This window comes from Bradyrhizobium sp. SEMIA (assembly GCF_014844175.1).
Classification (GTDB): domain Bacteria; phylum Pseudomonadota; class Alphaproteobacteria; order Rhizobiales; family Xanthobacteraceae; genus Bradyrhizobium; species Bradyrhizobium arachidis.
Genome location: NZ_CP046601.1, coordinates 3,495,048 through 3,508,728, shown reverse-complemented (window position 1 = coordinate 3,508,728; position 13,681 = coordinate 3,495,048). Strand labels below are relative to the sequence as shown.

The 13,681-nt window shown below is 65.7% G+C and carries 11 protein-coding genes; 6 read left to right on the top strand and 5 right to left on the bottom strand.

Translation table 11 applies throughout. From position 1 onward, the window contains the following. Positions 1 to 5 precede the first annotated feature (5 nt). From FOM02_RS17195 to FOM02_RS17185, 3 genes are read left to right on the top strand one after another with little or no spacing between them, the layout of a single operon-like run. Positions 6 to 815 carry an enoyl-CoA hydratase/isomerase family protein gene (locus tag FOM02_RS17195; protein ID WP_027564616.1) on the top strand — a complete coding sequence of 270 codons (810 nt, stop codon included), beginning with the start codon at positions 6 to 8 and terminating at the stop codon, positions 813 to 815. A 49-nt stretch (positions 816 to 864) separates the two neighbouring features. Then, positions 865 to 3,066: an acyl-CoA dehydrogenase gene (locus FOM02_RS17190; protein ID WP_231164096.1), complete on the top strand. Its 2,202-nt coding sequence runs from the start codon at positions 865 to 867 to the stop codon at positions 3,064 to 3,066. Between the two features lie 10 nt (positions 3,067 to 3,076). Then, entirely contained in the window at positions 3,077 to 4,273 is a 1,197-nt protein-coding gene (locus FOM02_RS17185) for a CaiB/BaiF CoA transferase family protein (protein WP_027564614.1), read from the top strand. A 156-nt stretch (positions 4,274 to 4,429) separates the two neighbouring features. Here the strand turns inward: FOM02_RS17185 and FOM02_RS17180 are convergent, their stop codons facing one another. From FOM02_RS17180 to FOM02_RS17165, 4 genes are read right to left on the bottom strand one after another with little or no spacing between them, the layout of a single operon-like run. After that, entirely contained in the window at positions 4,430 to 5,047 is a 618-nt protein-coding gene (locus tag FOM02_RS17180; protein WP_027564613.1) for a HupE/UreJ family protein, read from the bottom strand. Next, positions 5,044 to 5,649, bottom strand: a complete 606-nt coding sequence (locus FOM02_RS17175) for a HupE/UreJ family protein (protein WP_027564612.1) — start codon at positions 5,647 to 5,649, stop codon at positions 5,044 to 5,046. Before FOM02_RS17175 ends, FOM02_RS17180 begins: the two co-directional genes overlap by 4 nt. Positions 5,650 to 5,665: 16 nt before the next feature. Then, entirely contained in the window at positions 5,666 to 6,658 is a 993-nt protein-coding gene (locus tag FOM02_RS17170; protein WP_027564611.1) for a HupE/UreJ family protein, read from the bottom strand. Then, positions 6,655 to 7,416 carry a peptidylprolyl isomerase gene (locus tag FOM02_RS17165; protein ID WP_322596972.1) on the bottom strand — a complete coding sequence of 254 codons (762 nt, stop codon included), beginning with the start codon at positions 7,414 to 7,416 and terminating at the stop codon, positions 6,655 to 6,657. Before FOM02_RS17165 ends, FOM02_RS17170 begins: the two co-directional genes overlap by 4 nt. 445 nt (positions 7,417 to 7,861) lie before the next feature. On the opposite strand from FOM02_RS17165, the gene FOM02_RS17160 reads away from it, so the two are divergent. From FOM02_RS17160 to FOM02_RS17150, 3 genes are all read left to right on the top strand, one after another. Next, the gene (locus FOM02_RS17160) at positions 7,862 to 9,886 is read left to right on the top strand and encodes a hypothetical protein (RefSeq protein WP_027564609.1); all 2,025 of its coding nucleotides are present in this window, start codon (positions 7,862 to 7,864) and stop codon (positions 9,884 to 9,886) included. 38 nt (positions 9,887 to 9,924) lie between these two features. Next, positions 9,925 to 10,320: a hypothetical protein gene (locus tag FOM02_RS17155; RefSeq protein ID WP_322596971.1), complete on the top strand. Its 396-nt coding sequence runs from the start codon at positions 9,925 to 9,927 to the stop codon at positions 10,318 to 10,320. Between the two features lie 90 nt (positions 10,321 to 10,410). Next, complete coding sequence (locus tag FOM02_RS17150) at positions 10,411 to 11,034, top strand: putative 2OG-Fe(II) oxygenase (protein WP_027564607.1); 624 nt, start codon at positions 10,411 to 10,413, stop codon at positions 11,032 to 11,034. A 9-nt stretch (positions 11,035 to 11,043) separates the two neighbouring features. Here the strand turns inward: FOM02_RS17150 and FOM02_RS17145 are convergent, their stop codons facing one another. Continuing rightward, entirely contained in the window at positions 11,044 to 13,677 is a 2,634-nt protein-coding gene (locus FOM02_RS17145) for a spermidine synthase (protein ID WP_027564606.1), read from the bottom strand. Positions 13,678 to 13,681: the final 4 nt, after the last annotated feature.

The following is a 13,681-nucleotide window of genomic DNA, read 5'->3' as shown; positions in this document are numbered from 1 at the left end:
AAGTCATGTCCCAGTATGCCAAGTACGAATGCTTGAAGGTCGAGGTGGCCGACAAGGTCGCAATCGTGACGTTGAACCGCCCGCAGGCGCGCAACGCGATCAACCAGAAGCTCATCCGTGAGCTGCGGACGATCTGGGACGATCTGGCCGATGATCATGCCGTCAACGTCGTCGTGCTGACGGGTGCCGGCGAATTCTTCAGCGTCGGCGGCGACGTCAAGGCAATGTCCGAGCGCCCGGGAGGCGATGTCCTCGAGGAGGGCGAGGTGCACGATCCCATGATCAGCCGCCGCGGCGTCACCCGGCAGCTCGAGCTCGACAAGCCGATCATCGCCGCCATCAATGGCGATGCCATCGGCCTTGCGGCGACGCATGCGCTGCTGTGCGACATCACGGTGATGGCGGACGACGCCCGGATCGGCGACACGCACGTCTCGCGCGTCGGTCTGGTCGCGGGTGACGGCGGCACGGTGATCTGGCCGCTGCTCGTCGGCATCAACAAGGCCAAGGAATTCCTGATCCGCGGGACGCTCCTGAAGGGCGTCGAAGCCGAGCGCATCGGGCTGGTCAATCACGTCGTGCCGCGCGCGGAGGTCCTGACCAAGGCACGCGAAATCGCCATCGAGCTCGCCAACGGTCCGACCTGGGCAATCCGCTGGACCAAGCTGTCGATCAATCAGATCGTCAAGGACCGCGTCAACATGCTGCTCGAGGCGTCAATGGCGCTCGAGCAGGTCACGTTCGAGACCGCGGACCACAAGGAGGCGACGATGTCGTTCAAGGAGAAGCGCAAGCCGCGATTTGGCCGGGGCTAGGTCGCTCCTCATGGTCGTGGCAGGGTCTGCGGACGACGACATCGGGGACATGCTGCGGGAGTCCCTGCGCGGGTTTCTCGGCGAGCAATGGAACGCCAATTGTATCAGGCTCGGACCGGCGCCGCAGGACATCGCCGGGATATGGACCAGGCTTGTCGGGCAGGGTGTTGCCACTCTCGGCGGCAAGCCCGACGAGGGCGGGCTCCGTGAAGCTGTGGTCGCGCTCGCAGAGCTCGGCCGCGCGGCGTGCCCAGCCCCTCTGTGGTCTGCGGTGCTCGCCAATATCGCGCTCTCGACCTCCCCGTCAAAAGTTGCTGTCGATCTTCTGCAGGCGCTGCACGCAGGCTCGGCCTGCGTGGCGTTTTCGTTCGGGACGCTCGATCCCGATCCGGCGGTGGGCACGCTTCGCGCCTCCGACGGCCGTGTGGACGGATTGGTCCGCTTTGTCGAGACCGCGGGAAGTTGCACCCATCTGCTCGTCGCAATCGATCGGTCGAGGCTGGGGCTCGTCGCGCTCGATGGAGCAGGTGTGGAGATGGTCCCGACCCGCGCCATGGGCGCGTGGGGCCTTTACGAGGTCCGGCTGAATACGGCGGCCATGTCCTTCATAGCGCTGGACGACGGCGTCATCGACGATCTCCTGCCCAAGGGAAAACTGATGCTGGCCGCGCGGGCGCATGGCGCGGCCCGGCGTGCGTTCGAGCTGGTGACGGACTACGCCAGGGAACGTCACCAATTCGGCCAGCCGATCGGGAGGTTCCAGGCGATCCAGCACAAGCTTGCGAATGGGCTCATCGCCCTCGAAGGCGTGCGCCTGATGGTTGATCATGCCGCGAAACTGCACGATGTGGACGATCGCGACTGGCGCCACTTCGCGAGCTGCGCTGTCGCCTTCGCAAGCGAGGCCTTGCGCCGGACCTTGCTCGAGACCCAGCACGCGTTCGGAGCCATTGGCTACGCCGACGAACACGAGGCGCCGCTGCACTTCAAGCGCGTGCATCTCGACACGATGGCGCTGGGTGGAGCCTCGCATGCCAAGCGCTCGCTGGCCTCGTCCTTGCTGGATGCCGATAGCTCGGGCCTGCCCGAGTACGATCTCGGCCCAGCCGGCAACGCGTTGCGCGAGCAGGTAAGGGGTTGGCTCGAACAGAACTGGTCCGGAGAACGGAAGGCCGCGTTCGAACGGCGGCCATTCTCCAGGCGCGAGTTCGATGCCGGCTTTGCCCGCGATATCGGCGAGACCGGCTGGATCGGTCTCGGCTGGCCCGAGAAGTTCGGCGGCCAAGGGCGTTCGCCGCGCGAACAGATCGCTTTCATGGAGACGATGGAGCGGGGCGAAGCGCCGCGGATCGGCGCGGCGATCCAGGCCAATGCGCTCATGATGTTCGGCACGCCCGAGCAGCAGCGAAACTATCTGCCGGACATCCTGCAGGGCGAAGCCATGCACGGCATGGGCTACAGCGAACCGCAGGCCGGCTCCGACCTCGCCGCGCTGCGCACCAGCGCAGTGCGCGACGGCGATCACTGGGTGATCAACGGCCAGAAAATCTGGACCACCACCTGGTGGGGCAAATACATGTTCCTTGCGGCCCGCACCGACAAGGATGCCAAGCCGCCGCATGCCGGGATCAGCATGTTCATCGTGCCGATGGATGCCGAGGGCATCACGGTTCGGCCGGCAACCACGATGTATGACGGCACTTTCGCCAATATCTTCTACGATAACGTCCGCATTCCCCTCGAGAACATCGTCGGCGAGGTCAACGGCGGCTGGAAGGTCCTGACCGGCGCGCTCGCGTTCGAACGCGGCCTGGTCGGCGGCGGCATCGTGCTGAAGGTCGCCCACGCCTTCGAGCAATTGCGTCGTCATGTCATGACAAGGGACGATACCGGGCGTGCGCTCGCCGATGACCCGATCGTTCGCGACCGCATGGCGACGCTGGCGGCCGAGATCGAGGTCGGCCGCCAGTTGATGATGCATTGCGCCGATCTGGCCGCCGACGGCGTGACCCCGCCGGAATACGGCGCGATCAGCAAGGTGTTCTCCGGCGAATTGATGGAACGGTTCGGCGAGGCTGCGCTCGAGATTCTCGGCATGCGCGCCACGCTGTCGGAGCAGATGCCGGGTGCGATCGACAACGGCCGGTTCGAGCAGAACCTTCGGCACTCGCTGATGTGGGTCATCAGCATCGGCACCAACGAAATCCAGCGCAGCCTGATCGCCCAGCGCGGGCTTGGGCTGCCCAGATAGGAGCAACCGCATGCAGCAGCAAACCGCGAGTCGGCCTCTCGAAGGTGTGCGCGTGCTCGATTTTTCGATCATGCTGGCGGGACCCTATTGCGCGCGGTTGCTTGCCGACGTCGGCGCCGAGGTGATCAAGATTGAACCGCCGGAGGGCGACGACATGCGGTTGCGGACGCCGCTCCGCGACGGCCACAGCGCCTATTTCGGTCAGCTCAATGCCGGCAAGCAGAGCCTTGCGCTCGACCTGAAGAGTGCCGAAGCGATCAGCCTAGTGCATCGACTGGTCGCGGAGGCGGACATCCTGGTCGAAAATTTCCGGCCGGGCGTGATGGATCGCCTCGGCCTCGGCTACGACGCTCTGCGCGCAATCAATCCGCGCCTGATCTATTGCTCGATCTCGGGCTACGGACAGTTCGGCCCTGCGGCCGAGCGGGCGGCCTACGCCATGATCGTCCATGCCGAAAGTGGCTTCGATCGATCCCTGATGCGCTATGCGGGCGACCGCGATCGCCCGGCCGCCGGCGCGATCTTCGTTGCGGACGTGCTCGGCGGCATCTTCGGCTACGCCGCGATCCAGACCGCGCTCGTCCAGCGCGCACGAACGGGCGAGGGGCAGCGGATCGACGTTGCATTGATGGACTGCATGCTGAACCTGCTGGTCTATGAACTGCAGGAGGCGCAATTCCCGAGCCCCGTGCCGCGCGCGGCTTATGGGCCGGTACGCGCCGTCGATGGCGATGTCCTGATCGCGCCGATCACGCCGCGAAACTTTGCCGCGCTCTGCGAGGTAACGGGGCAGAATGAGCTCGCCGATGATCCCCGCTTCAAGACGGTGCCGGGACGTGGCGCGAACTGGACCGCGATGATGCAGGTCGTCGAGAAATGGACCGAGCGACATTCCGTCCGCGAATGCATGGACGCGCTGGGTAAGGCCGGCGTGCCCGCCGCCGAGTATCGCGATCCCGGCGCGGCGTTCACCGATCCGCATCTTCTGCAACGCGGCGTATTCGAGACGATTGCTGACGGAGCAGGGGAGTTCATGGGAGTAAACGCGCCCTGGAAGATGTCGGGTGCGGCGGCCACTTCGATGCAGCGGGAAATCCCCGCGATTGGTGCTCATCGCGATGAGGTGCTCTCGCGCGTCCTCGGCCTTTCGGCGGGGGCAATTGCCGACCTTGCCCGGGCAGGAGCATTTGGAACGACGGCGGACTAGCCGACCTTCAGGTGACGAACGGCGTGGCATGGGTGCGCCGCGAGCTGTCCCTCGTGAGGCTACGTTGGTGCCCAATATCCAAGGTCTGACGGGATCGCAGCGAGATCGGTCGCGGCCTTTTCAGTCACGCCAGTGTCGCGATCGCTTGCGGTCCGCTCACGTCGCGAGAGCGAGGCTTGCCATCATCAGGCCGATCGCAGCGATCCAGCCTCCGAGGGCGCGAACGGCGATGAACCGCCAGGATGCTGAATTGTCGGGCAGCGTTTGCCTGAACATGGCGGTCAGCGCCATCGTCAGCGTGATCACTGTGTAGCCCACACAGGCGAGGCCTGCCGCAAACAGCAGCCGATCGGTCTCGGGCCCGAGCTCGGCGCCGTTCGCCGCGCCCCGTATCACGGCGACCGCGAACGCAATTGCGCACAGCACGACGGTGGGAACTTGCGCGGCTGCTGCGAGCAGCATGCCGATCGCAAGCATCATGGTCGCGTCGGCGAGCTGCGTCGCGGCCGCGCCGAAGAAGGACGCGAGCGGCAGCCCGGCCAACAGGCCGAGCGGAAACACCAGGATGAGCCAGCGCCCTTTGGTGGCGCCAAGCGTGCCTGCCAGCACGCCGGTCGCGGTCCAGAGCAGGACATCCTGAAGATCGGTGAGCGGGTGCGAGGCTCCCATGTAGAAATCACCGAGGCGGGCCGCGACGATATGGGCCTCAGCTGCGTTCGCCCCGGTCAGCAGCAACGCTGTGGCGATCAAGGCCCGTGCAAGGTGCGATCTCATGCGACGGCTCCGAGACCCTGTGCGAGGAAGTAGCAGCCGATCCCGGCGATGCCGGCGCCAAGTCCCTGAATGATGCGCTCGCCGGCGGGCCAGCGCGTCAACGTGCCGATCATGATGCCGCAGAGATGCAGCAGGCCGGTGGCGGTGACGAAGCCGACGCCGTAGGCCAGCGCATTCGCCGCGCGGGGAAGCTCGGCGCCGTGCGCATGTCCATGGAAGATCGCGAAGATCGCGACGATCACGGCGGCCACAGCAAAGGGCAGGCGCAGCCGGGCCGCGACAGCGACACCGAGGATCACGGCGGAAATGGCAATCATCAGCTCGGGCATCGGCAGCGGAACATGCAGCACGCCCAGCACCCCGCCGATCGCCATGACGAGCGGGAACGTGATCGGCAGGATCCAGATGGCGGGCGCGCCGAGCTGCGCGCCCCAGATCCCGACAGCCACCATGGCAATCAGATGGTCGATGCCGGTGACCGGATGCAGCAGGCCGCTGGCGAGGCCGCCGGCCACGCCAGCCTGCTCGTGCGCGAAGGCCGGTTGCGCCAGTGCGAACGAAGCGATTGCGATCGTGAGGGCTCGGGAAACGCGTAAAGACATCATGTGCGACTCTCGCTCAGATCACGGCGAACACGCGCGCCAGACGGCCGAAGAACCAGAACATCGACACCGACCCGATGAGATAGGCCGGCAGCGCCTCGCCCCAGCGCGGCACGACGGCATCGAGCCGCCGATGCGCCCAGATCAATGCAAGCACCAGCAGCACGAAGGCAAGCTGTCCGATCTCCACGCCGATGTTGAAGAACAGCAGCGCCGCCGGCAGCAGGCGGTGTTCGAGCCCAAGTCCCGCCAGCGCGCTCGCGAAGCCGATGCCGTGAACCAGACCGAAGCTGAAGGCAACCATCCAGGGATAACGCGCGGTGAGCCCGATCTCGCCGCGTTGCTGCTTGACGATCTCCACCCCGACGAAGGCGATGCTCAACGCGATGCAGGCGTTGAGCGGGCGTTCCGGCACGCCGATCAGGCCGAATGCCGCCGCGGCCAGCGAAGCGCTGTGCCCGATCGTGAAGGCGGTGATGGTCTTCACCAGCCGCCAGCCGCCGCCGACGATCCAGATCAGGCCGAGCACGAACAGCAGATGATCGGCGCCGAGCAGAATGTGATCGATACCGTAATTCACATAAGTCTTGGCCAGCTCGATCCAGGTCTCGAGCGTCGGCGCGCCGGTACCGAGCACGGAGACGACGGGATTGGCCGTCGAGATGGTGTAGCTGCGCGGCTCGCCCTCGATTGGGATGACCTTGATCAGGACGACCGACATGTTGGAGCCGAGATTGGTGATGGTGATCGGACCAATCAGCCCCTTCTGGCCGCAGTTCATCTCGGGCAGGCGCAGGAAGCAATGCGGCGGCACCCGCAGGTCGACCCGCGAGGCGCCGATCGACGGCTCTATGCTCCAGCGGCCGACGAAGGCGCCGGGCCGAACCTCGCGGAATTCGAGCACGCCCATCGCCGCTTCATGCGCATGAAGCGCCGACGGCCGGATCAGCACAGCCAGCGCGAAGGTCAAGGCCAGCAGCGCCAGCCGCAAATATCGAATCGCGGTCACGGCTCGTTCCGCACTTGATAGGATGCCTTGAGCCGCTTGACCGCTTCCCAGGCGCGCTTGCGGGTTTCCTCCGTGTGCCAGTTCCTGGCGGCCTCATCCCGAACGCTGTCGAGACTGGCAAGGTTTCCGGCCTGGCGCGAATCCAGCCGGGCGACGTGCCAGCCATCCTTGGACTGCAACAGTTTCCACTCGCCCTGCGGCATCGCCAGCAATCCGTCACGGAAGCTGTCGCCAAAGGATGCGGAGAGACTCTCGACGGGGCGGCCGAGGATGGCGCGCGTGAGCTTCTGCAACTCCTCGGATTCGCGCTGCTGGGTGATGTCGTCGAGCTGACGTTGCGCCGTCTCCTGATCCGTCGGCGGGGTGATGTAGAATGAGACGCGCTCAGGCTCGTCGAAGCGGGCGTGATTTTCCGCGAACCATGCTTGCAGCTGCTCGTCGGTGGGACGCGGCACGCGGATCTGATCGAAGATTAGCAATTGCATCTTGTAGGCGACCCGGTCGCGGATCGTCTCATCGCCGCGATCCACGGCAAGCGCCTTGCCTTCGCGATAGAGAATCTCGCTCGCGACCCAGCTATCGATCATCTTCTGGAGCTGCGCCTCGGAAGGAGCGCGTTCCTTGTCCTCGTCGAAATTGTCGATGAAGGACTGCCGCATCGCCTTGGTGACGGTGATGACCTTTTCGTCCTTGGCCGGCGGATGCAGCACCGCGTCGATGCCGAAGATGATCGCCCCTAACAACGTGAAGTGCAGCAAAGGCTCACGCGAGAGCCGCACCAGTGTCGAGACGAACGAACGCGAGGACTTCGTTGCTCCATGCGCGATATCATTCGGGTCTGAACCTTCGATACGCGATATCGGAAAGGGCTGCACTTCAACTGGTGTCGCTGGCATTGACATACGGTTGTCACAAACTTTCTTGGCACGCGCGTTCGCCGCGTCTTATGCGGCAGTGCTTTTCATCTGTCATCCTCTATCGCTCATGCGGCGAAGAAAAATGCAATGGGAAAACGCAAGAGACAAGATGCCGCACATGCAGCGCGCAGTTGTCGCGGTCAAACACAAATCCTTCACGAAGCTGTATCGTAACTCTGGCCAGTATCGCCGCGTGCAGGGAGCCGCGCACGCGGATGAGCCAAACGGCTCTCAACTCCCCGCACCTCTGACGAATTTTCTCGATATATGACACGAGGGGCGATAGATGTTTCCATCCGGCAAGACGATCCTGTTGACTGCAGCATCGGCAACCTTGGCGCTGACGCAGAGCGCTGCAGCCGACGACTGGGGGCGCGGCGAGCGCCGCGGCAATCCCTATGTTGCCGGTGACATGCACAACCACAACACCTGTACCGATGGTTCGGTCGCAGCCGGCTACACGATCGACCGCGCGGTCGGCCGCGGCACCGCGTCTGCCGGCGGAAACAACTTCGATCTCGACTGGTTCACGCTCGGCAACCACGGCGGTTCCGGCAACCGCGACTGCCGCTTCAGCGACACCAGCGCCAATCTTCCGGGACAGACCACGACGACCTGGAGCCAGACGCTCGGTCAGACCATCGACGGCATCACCATCAGCAGCCTGAAGGGCACCCCGAACGGCACCGGCAGCGGCGCGCAGATGTGGCGCTGGCAGTCGATCCGCGAGGTCGAGTATCCGACCATCGTCAATCGCACCAACACCTACGATAAGGTGCTGATCGAAGGTCTCGAGTGGATCGCGCCCGGCCATGAGCACGTCGACGTCGCCGTGATCACCGGACAGCACCCGAAGCACCCGCGCAAGTCCGGCAACGCGGACAAGATGGCGGAATTCGAATACCGCTTCGACCGTGCCGACACCGATGCGATCGGTCCCACCATCGACGCCGGCGGCAACCAGCTCTGGCCCGGCAAGGACAACGTCAACAACACGGGCACTGCGGGTCACCAGAAGGCGCTCACCGGCATCAAGTGGCTGCAGCAGAACTATCCGCTGCAATCCTACGTCATCCCGACCCACACCGAACGCCAGGGTCCGTTCAGCGCGACCGCCAACAAGGGCTACAACATCGAGCACTTCCGCGACTTCAACAACGCGGGCCCGACGGTGGCATTCGGCATCGAATCGCCCGGTCACTTCGCTGAAGGCGGCGCCACCGGCGGCTCCGGCTCGTACACGACCGGCGCGGTCGGCGGCGGCACTTACGGCATGAGCGGCATCTACACCGCGAAGGTCGGCGGCCTCTGGGACGGTCTGCTCGGCGAAGGCCGCAACTTCTTCATCTTCGTGAGCTCCGACTGGCATAGCCGCGGTGCGGGCGGTGCGCGTGATTCCTTCACGACGGCCGACTTCATCCCCGGCGAGTACACCAAGCTGTACGTTCCGAATGCCGGACGGTTCTCGTCGCAGCACGTCGTCGACGGCATGCGTTCGGGCAACTCGTACTCGGTCAACGCCGACCTCATCGGACCGGATCTGGTGTTCCGCGCCAAGGCGCGTGGCGACGACTGGAAGACGATGGGCGAGACGCTGGTCGTGCGGCCGGGCGACAAGGTGACGGTCGAGATGGAGATGACCGTCCCGGCCGAGAACAACGCGCCCTACAGCTTCAACAACCCGCTGCTGCTGCCCGTCGGCATCAAGCAACCGCTGAACAAGCCGTCGCTCGACCACGTCGACCTCATCACCGGCAAGATCACCGGCGTGGTCGCGCCCGATGCGGCCGGCTATGCGGTTCCGAATGCGGCCGGTACGGCTGGTGCGGCGATCGTGTACAATCCGACGGCGACCATCGCCCAGCAGATCCTGGCGAAGCAGATGCATCGCGAGCATCGGGACCATGGCGCTGTCCGCCTGAAGTTCACGACGACGTTCACCGCCGGCAATACGCCGTTCTACATCCGCGCGCGCGGAACCAACATTCCGAACGGCACCCCCAACGTCAGCGACACCGCCGGCAACCCGCTGGTCGACGCCAACAACGCGCTGGTCAGCTGCACCGATCCGGCTTGCCCCGCGCATCTCGAAACGGTGAACGGCGCCAAGAAGGTGACCCACGACGTTCAGGCCTACTCGAACGTCTGGTTCTACGCCAACCCGATCTTCGTGCGGCCGGAACGTTCGCCGAAGCTGCTGGTCGAGACCAATGCCGAGCTGGCTCGCCGGCTCGGGCAGCGCGCGGACAACGATCATGATCACGATCATCACGACCATGATCACGACGATCATCATCACGACCACCACTAACGCGATGATTTGAGGCCATCCGGCGGGGCGCATGACAAATGCGTCCCGCCGTACTTTCTTTCGCAATGCGCAAGTCCGACAGCACGACCTCGATGTATCTGCTCCGTATCTCGATCTGCACGCTCTCGTTCCTCCTTGCCGGCTTCGGCTGCGCCCTAGCCACCTCCGGTGCGGTGCCTGCCTCGGACGAGCCCACCCGGGAAGACTGCAACGCCGCGGTTGCGGAGGCGCGCGCATTGGCGGCCGATCTGCCGCCGGATCATCTGTCCCGCTACTTTGCCGAGCGGCATTTGCACCAGGCGCTGGTCGAAGCCGGCAATGGCGAGTTCGACGAATGCGTCGATATGGCCGCGCGTGCCTCCGACGAGGTGCGCGAACGGCGCCATGAGCTGCAGCCGGGCGAGCAGCTGAGAGTGCTCAAGCCCAACGAGTAGCGGGAGCGGAGATCTTGCGCGCTGTCATCGCAGCGTCATCTTTCCCCGCGCATTGTTGGCCGAGCTTCACCAACAGGTAGATGTCGCGACATGGATCAGATCGAGCCGCTTTTCCCGATTCCCCTCATGCGCTCGCCTGGGCTGCTGCCGCCGTCGCTGAACGAGGCCGCCGTCACCGCGATCCGCAGCACCAAGATCGAAGGCAATCTGCGCTCGGGCCAGCTGTTTCACACCGAGGTCGCCGATCCCCGCGACAACGAGCTGTTTCGCCAGATCGCCGAGCTTGCCATGCCGAAGCTGGTCGATTTCGGCGTCCTGCTGTTCGGCGAGCAGCTGCGCTGGACGGTCAAGGAGATGTGGACCAACATGCTCGAGACCGGCGGAAACCAGACGCTGCATTCCCATGCCAACAGTTTCGTGTCCGGCATCTTCTATCTCACGCCGTCACACGCGGCGTGCAAGACGGTGTTCGTGCGGCCGCCCGGTGGCTCCGACTTCTCCTTCCGCCACCACACGCGCAGTGCTGCCCTCGGGCCGTTCAATGCGGGTAAATACGTCTTGCCGGAGGCCGAGCCCGGCGATCTCGTGCTGTTCCCGAGCTATCTCTACCACGAGGTCCCGCGAAATCCGGGCGGACAGCGGATCACGATCGCCTTCAACGCGATTCCGGACCATCTGGACTGCTGGGGCTATCGCATCAACTTCGCGCCGTGAGGCCGTCGATCACTCGTTTCTCAGGCCGAACTCGCGAAGCAGCAGGTCTCTTGCCTCGCGGCGGGACGGCGCCGCCTCATTGATCCTGCGCAGCAGGCGTGCGGCGGTCGCGCGGTCCGAGCCGAGCAGGGATTTTGCCATCCCCATCAGCGGCCCATAGGCCGGATCGAACTCGGCGCTCAGGCGAAGCGCGTCGATGAGGCCAGGCGCGGCCGCGTCGATCAGCGCGGCTCCGCGCGGATCGCCTGGCAGAGATGCACCGGCCTCGAGAAAGCGGTTGCGCGCGGCCCAGTAGGCATTGAGGCGCGTGCCCAGCGCGTCGCGCTCGGCTGCGCGGGCGAGGAGTTCATTCGGATCCGGGCGAATCTCCTTCGTGACGGCAAGCAGCAGTGACCAGGGTGCTGCCGTGAGCGCACGGACGTTTCGGCGCGCATCGAAGGTCACGAACGGATAATCGTCGGTGTTGCGCGGACCCTCGCCGGCGAAGGCGGAGAGGGCGTGCGGGCCTGCCACATACTGGCCGAGGATATCGATCGGCGCCTCGAATCCGAGCGGTCGAACGACGGGCGCGATGGCGGGATCGCGAAGTCGTGCAGCCAGCGCGTCGGTGTCGAGATGGCCGCCGTCCCGCGTTCCGATCAGCGCAAGCATCGGTGTGCGGACGCTGTAGTGATTGAGCCAGGCCGCGCCGTCGGGATAGATCTCGAGAAAACCGCGGACGATGGCGCGCAGCGACGGCATGTCGAGCTGGTACAGCGGCAGCCATTGGCAGAAGATCCCGCCGGGCGCGAGGCGCCGTTTCACGGCTGCGAAATGCTCCACGGTGTAGAGCGCGCCGCTGCCGTCTAGCGCGGGATGAAACAGGTCGGCGATGATCACGTCGTGCTGGCCGGTGTCCGCAGCGACGTAGCGGCGGGCATCCGCCACCGTCACAAGCGGCGCTGAGGTTGGCGGCGGATTGACGAACCAGGGCAAGAGCTCCACCACCTCGCGGGAGAGCTCGACCGCGCGCACGCTGACGCCGGGCATCTGCGCGCCGCCGACCATGGTGGCGCCGGTACCGATGCCCAGGAACAGGGCGTGGTGCGGGGCTTCGTGCAGCAGCAGCGGCAGCATCGCCTGCCGGTAATCGGAGCGCGTCGAGCTCGTTCCGCCCATGCGGAAGTGGCCGTTGATCTCGAGGTAGCGCACGCCCGCGGCGTCATCGACCACGCTGGCGGTCGCCATCGGCCCTTCACGCACCGCCAGCAGCGCTCCACCCGGCGGCACGCGCGTCAATGATGGCGCAGGATTGAGCCACAGGATGAGCGCGGCGATCGCCGGTACCGCGGACCACAGCAGCGCCGATCGGCCGGGCGGCAGCAGCAGCAGATAGCCGATCGCAACGGCAAGCAGCGCCGTCCAGGCACCAAGGGCCGGAATCAGGAATTGCGCCGCCAGCAGCGGCGCGATGCAGGCGCCAAGGCTGTTGATGCCGACCGCCGCTCCGACCGAGCCGCGCTGATCGCTCACACGCTGCGCCAGCAGGCCGAACAGTGCGCCCATGGCGGTGGCGGGGACCAGGAACAGCGCGATCGCGACGGCCAGCTCACCGAAGATATCCGCCGAGGATAGGGTCTCGACCAGACGGCCGGCATAGGGTGCAAGCGCCGCGGTCGCGATGCAGGCGAGTGCGGTTGCCGCGAGCAGGCCGCGGAGGTTTTCATCCCCCGCATCGCGCCCGGATCGCTGCCAGAGCAGGCTCCCCGCCGCGGTGCCGAGCAGATAGGCGGCGAGCAGCCCAGCGAACGTGTAGACAGTGTCCTCCATCACCTGCGCGGCGAGCCGGACCACAAGGACCTCGAAGGTGATTCCGAGCAGTCCCGTGGCGAACAAGGTGATGGTGAGCCGCACATCGCGGATGCGTTCCGGCCGGCGTTCCTCAGCATCGGCCTTGGCTGCTGGCGATCCGAGCGCAAGCGCGCCAAGCGCGCAGAGCGCATTGACAGCCGCGAGGCAGAGCAACGTGCCCGAAAATCCTAGCGCCGGGATCAGGAGGAATGTCGAGACGAGCGTGCCGGCCAGAGCCCCGGCCGTATTCGCGCCGTAGACACCGGCCGTGACGCGGGCTTCGCCACGCGCGTCCCGCATCAACCGTTCCAGCGCGGCCAGGGTTCCGCCCATCGCCATCGTTGCCGGCAGCAGCACGAGGGTCGGCAGCGCCAGGCTGCCGGCCCAGAGCAGGGCAGGCGACGGCTCGGTGCCGAGTAGGGGGGCCAGAGCACGACCCGCTGCGGGCAGCAACCAGACGCTGATCAAGCCCCACACGGCGATGACGGCTTCGAGCATCGCATAGACGCGCCATGGCGATGTCGCGCGGCGGATCGGCCGATCGAGCGCGAACGCGCCGAGAGCTAGGCCGCCGAAGAACCCGGCGATGACCCCAAGCACCGCCATCATCTCGGTGCCCAGCACAAGGCTCAACTGGCGCGTCCACACGATCTCGTAGCCGAGGCCCGCAAAGCCCGACGCCGTCACGATCGGCACGAGAGCCCAGGCGCGGCCTGCAACCGGACGCGCGCGCGCCGGTGCGGTCTCGCTCTGGACCGCGCCCGCGAACCGGCCAGCCGAAGCGATCGCGATGCTGTCCGGCTCAGATTGCATTTCC